Source organism: Kordia sp. (genome assembly GCF_045105435.1).
Lineage (GTDB): Bacteria > Bacteroidota > Bacteroidia > Flavobacteriales > Flavobacteriaceae > Kordia.
Window position 1 is genome coordinate 1 of record NZ_JBGCDL010000323.1, and the last position, 9,516, is coordinate 9,516.

The 9,516-nt window shown below is 31.7% G+C and carries 9 protein-coding genes; 2 read left to right on the forward strand and 7 right to left on the reverse strand.

Features of this window, described 5'->3' with window-relative positions; genetic code table 11:
* Both AB8B65_RS16470 and AB8B65_RS16475 read right to left on the reverse strand, forming a co-directional pair.
* Positions 1 to 362: aspartyl/asparaginyl beta-hydroxylase domain-containing protein (locus AB8B65_RS16470; RefSeq protein ID WP_405302369.1), on the reverse strand; the 362-nt coding region annotated here is incomplete at its 3' end.
* A gap of 16 nt (positions 363 to 378) precedes the next feature.
* Complete coding sequence (locus AB8B65_RS16475) at positions 379 to 792, reverse strand: VOC family protein (RefSeq protein ID WP_405302370.1); 414 nt, start codon at positions 790 to 792, stop codon at positions 379 to 381.
* A gap of 278 nt (positions 793 to 1,070) precedes the next feature.
* On the opposite strand from AB8B65_RS16475, the gene AB8B65_RS16480 reads away from it, so the two are divergent.
* Complete coding sequence (locus AB8B65_RS16480) at positions 1,071 to 3,269, forward strand: response regulator (RefSeq protein ID WP_405302371.1); 2,199 nt, start codon at positions 1,071 to 1,073, stop codon at positions 3,267 to 3,269.
* 239 nt (positions 3,270 to 3,508) lie between these two features.
* Positions 3,509 to 5,710 (forward strand): response regulator, encoded by a 2,202-nt coding sequence (locus AB8B65_RS16485; protein WP_405302372.1) that lies wholly within the window; start codon positions 3,509 to 3,511, stop codon positions 5,708 to 5,710.
* On the opposite strand, the gene AB8B65_RS16490 is transcribed toward AB8B65_RS16485, so the two are convergent.
* The 5 genes from AB8B65_RS16490 to AB8B65_RS16510 form a co-directional block, all read right to left on the reverse strand.
* A complete protein-coding gene (locus AB8B65_RS16490) occupies positions 5,703 to 6,260 on the reverse strand; it encodes a TVP38/TMEM64 family protein (protein ID WP_405302373.1) in 558 nt (185 codons plus the stop codon). The genes AB8B65_RS16485 and AB8B65_RS16490 overlap by 8 nt on opposite strands.
* A gap of 103 nt (positions 6,261 to 6,363) precedes the next feature.
* Positions 6,364 to 7,311: a GNAT family N-acetyltransferase gene (locus AB8B65_RS16495; RefSeq protein ID WP_405302374.1), complete on the reverse strand. Its 948-nt coding sequence runs from the start codon at positions 7,309 to 7,311 to the stop codon at positions 6,364 to 6,366.
* 70 nt (positions 7,312 to 7,381) lie between these two features.
* The gene (locus AB8B65_RS16500) at positions 7,382 to 8,398 is read right to left on the reverse strand and encodes a formimidoylglutamase (RefSeq protein ID WP_405302375.1); all 1,017 of its coding nucleotides are present in this window, start codon (positions 8,396 to 8,398) and stop codon (positions 7,382 to 7,384) included.
* Positions 8,399 to 8,559: 161 nt separating this feature from the next.
* The gene (locus AB8B65_RS16505; RefSeq protein ID WP_405302376.1) at positions 8,560 to 9,120 is read right to left on the reverse strand and encodes a hypothetical protein; all 561 of its coding nucleotides are present in this window, start codon (positions 9,118 to 9,120) and stop codon (positions 8,560 to 8,562) included.
* 228 nt (positions 9,121 to 9,348) lie between these two features.
* The coding region (locus tag AB8B65_RS16510) for an amidohydrolase family protein (protein WP_405302377.1) at positions 9,349 to 9,516 on the reverse strand (168 nt) is incomplete at its 5' end.

Below are 9,516 nucleotides of genomic sequence, written 5' to 3' on the forward strand. Positions count from 1 at the left end.
TTATCATTCGTTTGCACAGGAATGTGCAAACGGACTTGTCCTTGTTCAAAACTATAGCCAGTATCTCTATGTTTCTGAATGCTTGCGCCAGGATCTAAGGTGTGAATGCGAAACGTTTCTACTTGACATTGAAACATTTCAAAAATAGAAAGCAAATACGGGCATTTTTTGAGCGCATCATTTGGTAAAAAAACGGGTAAATTATCAGGTCCAAGAATTGGTTCAATAAAATGTTTCAACCACAACGTTTCCAATTCTACAGACGGATTATAGATATCTTGATAGTCTTTTGTAGAAAATTGAGCTAATTCTTTTTTGATAATATCAGTGTCAAATTCAAAAGGTAGTTTTAGTGCATTCATGCATGAAAGTTATTAATTATTTGGCAAAAACTTCCTTTTCATCAGAAAAAGCCTTGAATTCTAACGGATTCCCGCTAAAATCAAAAACAAACATTGTACGTTGTTCGCCTGCTTTACCTGCATAACGCGTTTGTGGTTTTATGATAAATTCAATGGAATTGGCTTCAAGTTTTTGTTGCAAGTCTTCAAATTGTGGAATGCTTAATAAACAACCAAAATGCGGAATAGGAACATTAACACCATCAACTTTTCCGCAATAATCTAATGCAGGAATATTGTCGCTTACATGCCCTGTTAGCTGATGTCCAAAGAAATTAAAATCAATCCAATTCTCCGTAGAACGACCTTCTTGACAATCCAATATTTCTACATAAAATTTACGTGTCAATTCAATATTTTTAACTTTAAAAGCGTAGTGAAAAGCATTCATATAATTAATTATTCTTTAAAAAATTAAAAGGATTCATCACATTGGTGAATTAAGAAATTGCTAGAATAACAATTTGAAATTCACGTTCTAAAAATACAATTTTAAAAAACAAAACATAGGGTTACTTGTGTTATTTAGGCGATGGTATTTTAAGACAAAATAGTGAAGGAATCAACTGTAGAGTATAGAAAATATTTTATTTAAAGTTAAGAATTCATTTAAAGTCTTTTACTATGTTATTTTTTCGTATTTTGAGATACCATAAAAAGCTCAAATTTTTGAAAAAAATAGTACCTACCATATTAAGCTTGTTTTTAAGTTTCTCGCTGTGGAGTCAGAAAGATTTAGAAAAAGAAAAAATCAACGACAGTATTCGAAAATACCTAAATGCTTCGACGCAGAACTTCTACCAATACAAATACAAAGAAGCGATAGAAGCTTCTAATCGTGGAATCATTTATGCAAATCAAATTAATGATCATTACAACCTAAGCTTGTTTTATAACGAATTGGGTTTGGCGTATGATGGAATTTCTGAGTTTTCAAAATCGAAAGAAAACTATCTAAAATCTTTAAGTTATGCTAAAAAAAGTAAAAATGATAGGCTACAAGGTTGGATTTATAACAATATAGGAAATGTGCATTCTGAAGGTTTAAAGGAAACAGATTCAGCTGTTTACTACTATAAAAAATCTTTAGAACTTGGGAAAAAAATAAAAGATACAGCCGAAATTTTAACGCCGATTTTGAATATTGGTTGGACGTATGCAGATCAAGGTGACTACGACACCGCATATCCGTATTTAGTAAAGTCAGAAAGAATGATTTTTACCAAATATGGTGATGATTCAGCCAAAGCGCAAATTCACTTTTTATTAGGGCGTTATTACATGTACAAAAAAAATCTAGTACTAGCCAATAATTACTTTACAACATCACTTGGTTATGCGAAAAAGAATAATTTGTTGGAAGAATTAACGGAAATCTACGAACAATATTCAATTTTGGCAAGCAAACAAGGAGATCACAAACTTGCGTACGATCGATTGCAAACACATTTAAAATATAGAGATTCTTTATTTGATGAAACTAAAATAAAGGAGAATCAAGTAGCCTTGGCAAAGTTTTCGGTTGATGATTACAAACAAGATTTAGAACGTGTAACGAAAGCGCAAAAATCGCAGGAAACGATCATGAAAAAATCACAGCAAATTTCGTATGTGTTGATGATTGCTGGTTTTATTTTGATTTTATTGCTGATAAATATGTTCAAGAATTATAAATTCAGAAATAAAGCACTGGAAAAACTTCGCATGAAAAATAGCGAATTGCGCGAAGCAAAAGAAGAAGCAGAAGCGCAAGCAAATCTAAAATCTCAATTCTTTTCTACGGTAAGTCACGAGCTGCGAACGCCTTTGTATGGAGTTGTTGGTTTGACTTCTTTATTATCAGAAGATTTTCCAAATTTAAAAAATAATGAAAATTTTAAATCGCTTAAATTTTCGAGTAAATATTTATTGTCACTGATTAACAATGTGTTACAGATTAATAAAATTGAATCGCAAGGTGTAAAATTGGAAAGTATTCCATTCAATATACGAGGTTTGGTCAATGAAGTTGTAAACTCTTTTAGTTTTTCGGCAAATCAGAATAAAAACAAAGTACACCAAGAAATAGATGCTAGAATACCAGAAATTCTATTGGGCGATTCTATTCGATTGTCACAAATATTAATGAATCTTATCGGAAATGCGGTTAAGTTTACGGAAGAAGGGAATATTTGGATTCGATTGGAATCGGAAGGAAAAGAAGACAAAACACATACCATAAAATTTGTAATTCAAGATGACGGAATTGGGATTCCGAAAGAAAAGCAAACATCTGTTTTCGATAAGTTTGTACAGTTACGTCCAATTGAAAAAAACTATCAAGGTACCGGTTTAGGATTGTCAATTGTGAAGCGATTGCTAGTACTTTTTGACAGTGATATTACACTAAAAAGTGAAGAAAATAATGGAACAGAGTTTTCTTTTGTAATTGTATTTGAAGAAAGCACAAAGGTTATGGAAAAGGATAGTCCTGTACCAATACAAACGATAAATACGGTTGAGAAAAGTATTTTAATTGTAGACGATAATAAAATTAATCGCGTAGTGACAAAGCGAATTTTACAAAACAAAGGCTATCAATGTGATGTGGCTGAAGATGGATTGGAAGCCATAGACATTTTAAAAGTCAATACGTATGATTTGATTTTGATGGATATTAATATGCCGCGAATTGATGGTGTAGAAACTACAATACGCATTCGTGAAACAGATAAAAAAACACCAATCATTGCGTTAACAGCCGTAGAAGAAGATCAAATTAGAGATCGAATTTACAATGCAGGAATGAATGATTATATCATCAAACCTTATGATTTGGCTGAATTTCATCAAATTATTTTGAAAAATTTATACGTAAATATTATGTAAAATACGCACTTCCGGAGATATATACTACACCAAATCACTTCATCTAAAAAAAACTAATTACAAAAATTGGAAATATTCCTAAAATAATAAATTAGAAATCAGGGTGATAGAAAGTTTTAAAGTGTACTAAAATTTTAAAGACGAGATTGTTTTTTTTGAATTTATAAAAAAGGTGCTTGCTGTCTTTTTTTTTGTACATTAGTATAACTATTGAATCTTAACTATTGAAACCTTAACTATTGAAAAGCCTACTGTTAGCCATATTCTCAATTCTTCTTTCATTTTCTGCTTGGAGCCAGAAAACTAATAAGAAAAAGCTAATTGATAGTATTGATAAGTACAAAAATATAGCGTCAAAGGCTCGTGAAGAATATAAGTTTATAGAAACAATAGAAGCTTCTAAAAAGGCAATTTCATATTGTTATCAATCAAAAGACTTCCATAATTTAGCATTTTTATATTATTCATTGGGCGTTTCATATGACCTAATGTTAGAACCTGAAAAAGCTATAGAAAATTATGATAAAGGATTGGAGTACGCAAAACAGTCTGGTAATTACAAGGTAGAATGCTGGCTGTACAATAATATGGCAAATATTTATTCTGGAAGCTATAAAAAAATTGACTCCGGGATGTATTTTTATAAAAAATCTTTAAAAGCAGCGCGGAAGACAAAAGATAGCGCTGAAATTTTAATGCCAATTCTTAATATTGGCTGGATGTATATTGATGAAAAAATGTACGATAGCGCTTATTCATACTTAGTAGATTCAAAAAATATAAGCTATTCAAAATTTGGAGACACATACGGAAGAGCAGATGTAAACTATCTGTTTGGGCGTTATTATTTGGTAAAAAATAAATATAAACAGGCAGATGCTTCTTTTAAAGAAGCAATAAAATTATCAAAAGACATAGGGAGCAAAGGTCTTAGTACGTTAACAAACTCGTATTTCTATTATGCTGAATTGGCAAGTAAAGAAGGGAAACATAAAGTTACAAACGATCGCTTAAAGCAATACATAAATCTTAAAGATTCTCTTGCTAATGAAACAAAAGTAAGGGAAACCCAAATAGCATTAGCAAAGTTTTCTGTAGATGATTATAAAGGAGAGTTAAAGCGTAAGGAAGCAGAAAATCGATCACAAGCTATCATTTTAAAAAAAACACAGCAAACATCTTATGCATTAATGATTGCTGGTTTTGTCCTACTTTTACTATTGATTACACTATTTAAGAACTATAAATTTAGGAATAGTACATTGGCAAAACTTCGGGTAAAAAATATTGAATTGCGTGAAGCTAAAGAAGAAACTGAAAAACAATCAAACCTAAAAGCACAATTCTTATCCACTGTAAGTCATGAATTAAGGACACCTTTATACGGTGTTATTGGACTTACTTCATTATTATCAGAAGATTTTCCAAATTTAAAAGAAAGCGAAAACTTTAAATCATTGCGGTTTTCTAGTAGCTATTTACTTACATTGATAAACAATGTATTACAAATCAATAAAATTGACTCGGAAGATATTAACTTGTTAAGTATACCATTTAATCTTAAAAAAATGATTGATGAAGTGGTGACTCCATTTAGTTTTGCTTTTAATAAGAATAAAAATGAATTACATGTTGAAGTTGATCCTAGAATTCCAACGGTACTTTTAGGAGATTCGGTTCGGTTGTCTCAAATACTGATCAACTTGATTGGAAATGCTATGAAATTTACCGAATCTGGGAATGTTTGGATTAAATTGGTACATATCAAGCAAGAACAACAACAACATATCATACAATTTAATATCAAAGATGACGGAATGGGGATTCCTAAAGAAAAACAATCTAAGATATTTGATAAGTTTGTACAGTTGGGTCAGAATGAAAAAAACTATCAAGGTACTGGTTTAGGTTTACCTATTGTAAGACAATTGCTAAAGCTGTTTGAAAGTGATATAACACTAAAAAGTGAAGAAGGTTTAGGAGCTGAGTTTACTTTTGAAATCAAATTTGAAGAAAGTGGTGAATTACCAGTCGATGATAGACCAGTAAAAGTGAATGAAATTGATAACACAAATAAAAAACTCTTAATTGTTGATGATAATAAAATCAATTGTATAATTACAAAGCGTATTTTACAAGTAAAGGGCTATCAATGTGATGTAGCAGAAGATGGTTATAAAGCGTTGAGTTTAGTGAAATCTAATGAATATGATTTAATTTTAATGGATATCAATATGCCACGAATTGATGGTGTAGAAACGACAATGCGCATACGTGAAACAGATAAAAAAACGCCAATAATTGCGTTAACTGCCGCAGAAGAAGATCAAATTAGAGATCGAATTTACAATGCAGGAATGAATGATTATATCATCAAACCTTATGATTTGGCTGAATTTCATCAAATTATTTTGAAAAATTTACACATAAATATTATATAAAATAGGCACTTCCGTAGATATATACACTACACAAAATCACTTCGCCAATGAAAATACTAATGGCAAAAACGACAGGGTTAATCTTCATGGCACCAGCGGTATAGCATATTAAATCTGTAGGAACAAACGGAAAAAATGCCCAAAATATGATAAATAGTGGTCCGTACTTTCCAGAAAGTTTCTCTTTGACCAATTTAGAAGCTTTCGGATTTTTATTGAACAGTTTAGAAAAGCCGAGTTTGTCTGAAAAATAGTAGACAATCATGGAAGAAATTACAATTCCAATCACAGAAATCACTAAAACAAGAAACAAATCGTTTGGAAATAAAAATACACCCGCAAAAATAAGTGCAGTACTTGGAAGCATGACAAAACCACGGACTAAGTGACAAATTGCAAAAATTACCCAACCGTAATTTCCATACGATTGAATACTGTTTACAATGTTTTTTCTAGAAAATGTTTCTGGAAAAATAATATTATATACAATAAATATAATAATAAGGACAATCCAAAATCGTCTAAAAAACGTAATATAACTCTCTTTCATTACTTTTTAATTCGATACGAATACAAGATGCCAAAGCTACACAATTGTTACGAGAAGAAATTATTTTATTTTAAATGTTGAATTTTAAAATATTAAAGTGAAATCAAAAAATCAGTTCCATTTTAATATCACAACGTTCGTATGGATTTCCTTTTTCAACAGGAATTTCTTTAAAACCATACTTTTCGTAAATATAAATTGCATTTTCAAGTTTTCTATTCGAATATAAAATGAACTTGGTAAAGTTTTGCTCTTTTGCAAAATCAAGACAATGTTGCATCAATTTTTGACCAATTTTTTTACCTCTAAATCTTGGCGAGACTGCCATTTTGCTCAATTCATACATACCGTCTTCTATTTTTATGAGCGCAACAGTTCCTGCAATTTGTGCTGCATCTTTCGCAAAAAAGATATGTCCGCCTTTATCAATAATATAGGTTTTGGAATTGCTCAGTACTTCTTTGTCGTGTGGTTCTACGTAAAAAAATGTTTCTAGCCATTCCATATTCAAATTATAAAACTCAGCAGCATATTTTTCGTCAAAAGGAACAATTGTTAACTTTGAAACTTTCATAGATTTTATGCTTTCTATGACACGTATACTCATACTTTTTTCAGAAAACCTATTCTCTAGTTGATTCAAATGTGCCACTAAATTATCTGAAGAAAAAGTAGTTAAGTCTTCTATAGTTTCATGAATAACATTCCAAATTGGAATCATTTTAATCAATAGTTTTTCACCTTTTAAGGAAAGACTGATATTCTTTTTGCGTTTATCAATTTCGTCACTATCTATTGCAATTAAATCTTTTTTTAATAGTTTGTTTAAAGTCTGTGTAATAGCAGGTTGAGTAACATCTAATACTTCTTTAATCTCTGTATTTGTGGTGCTGTTTTTCAAAGAAATAATCTTAAAAACAGGAAATAAATACGGATCAAAATCAATTCCGTAGTAATCATATACTTTTTGAGTTTCCTTCATCATAAGTTCACTCAAACGATTTAATCTTGAACCTAAACCAATTTCTCTAAATTCGCGTAATGCATCCATTCTATAATTATTTATATAAGTGCTTATGTAAAAATAAAATAGATTTGACTATTTTCCAAATGGAAAGGTATTATTTACGCATAAAATCTGTGATTAAATAACTTAGTAACTTACCAACGAGATACATTTCTTGCGGATTATCTGCATTTGGAGCAGCTTCACATAAATGTAAATAGGCAGCATTTTTTTGTTTTCCGAAGAATGTAGCAAACATGCGTGCTTCATTGGCTGTAAAAGCACTTGTAGTCATGGCACTACTTGGTACATTTTCAATGGAATCACAGTCAATTTCTACACCAAAAGGACGATTTTCGATAAAATTTAATGCTGTATGTAATTGAGATGAAAATCCTTGTTCTTGACGAATTTTAATTTCTTCAAAAGTATTGTATCGAATGCGATCTGGATAGCTGTCAATAGTTTTAAAGACTTTTTTGGAAGTGTAGTTTTCGTGCAATCCAAACATAAAGTAATTGTTCAGAAAATTCTTTTTAAACGCATAACTAAAACCATTTCCGCTGTGTCTGCCTTCCAAATTTCTGAAGTCGGTATGTGCATCAAAGTTGACTACGTTAATTGCTTTGCTCTTTCCTAAAGCTGTACCTTTTATATTTCCGTACGCATTATTATGTCCGCCACCAATAATAATAGGCGTTTTTCCTGCACTTACAATTTGATACATTAAATACGTGACTTCTTCGTCAATTTTTGAAACGAGTTCACTTAATTTTTGATAATAATCATACGAACTAGCGTACATTTTATCGGCAGTTTCTATCAGTTCAGAAAAATCTAAATGACCTAAAACTAGCAGACGTTTTCCTCTATTAAACGAATTGTCCTGTGTGTTTAAGAGTGATTTTAAAGCAGCATTCCAAGCGGTAGTTGCACCTGCTTTTCCACGATTGGCGCGAATACCAATATCTTCAGGAATTCCAAAAAGCACATATTTAGCGTCACTTTGTTGTAATTGAGTGACTAAATCTTCAACTGATGAAAGTGTATCTACTTTTTCACCAAATTTAGTTTCGCCATTTCGTTTGGAAATCAGCGCGTTGCCTTTTGCGCTTGTGTACAGTTGCAGCATGGTTTTTTAATAAATTGCGTAGTGCTAATGTACGTTTTTATATGGTTTGATGAAATAATGATTTCGTAAAAGATAATTTTTTGTGATTGGTTATTTTTTGATTGATGGAAGTCTGCACTTCGACAAGCTCAGTGTGAAACAGTTTAATAACCCAAACAAGTCTAAACAGAAATTGCCAAAATACACGCCTCACGAATCTTCCAAACTTCCTCAAAAGAGTAGGGAAGTTGCTCTTCCAAAATCCATTGTTTTAGGAAGTTTTGATGCCATTGTACTTTGTACTCCGCAATTTGATGTGGGAGAATTTCTTGTTCTAGGAGTAAACTTTCTTCGAAAGAAGCTTCGTTTTTAGTAGTTCGCGTAATATCTAGGATGTTTCCGTTGATTTTTAGGTATGTATGTGCTTCTGGAATGTAGTTGAGTTGATACTGATTTAAAACGCTTCCAACGCCTTTGGTATTGATCTCGTTCATTTGGTAGATTCCGATGAATAGTTGCACAGTTTCCTGCTGACTTTCCACTGCGAGTTGCTTTAAGAACGCATGTTTTGTAGAACAGGTTCCTTTGTGCTCAGGAATGATCAAACAGTAATCGCTACGATCTGAGGTTCTTCCGTAAGGCAATTGATTCACGTAGGCAATCGCCGCTTTGAAATCAGTAATTTCCTTGTCAATCATCAACTTGGACAATGAACCGTTCTGCGGAAGCGAAAAATTATGCATAGTGATTTAGTTTATAATAAAGTTTTAGTTTCAAAAGTACGAGATTCCGCATCAAGTGCGGAATGACAGTATCGAAGAAAGTCTAACTGCGCAGCGATCTCAATTCTAACAGCGCAGCTATCTAAAAGCAAAGCGAATCTAACAATCTAAGAGTTCCGCATGTGCGGGAACAATTCTAAGAGCGAAGCAAGTCTTAGATTCCTGCCTTCGAAGGAATGACAAAAAGGATTAAATGACTTTTCCATTAATTAATACCTGTTCAATATTATTGTCGCCAAACGCGTATGGCAATACATGAAATGATTCTATTTCTTTGGAAATGATCAAGTTGGCAGCTTTTCCAACGGTGATACTTCCGTGCGTTTCTGAAAGTCCCATGGCATACGCACCGTTGAT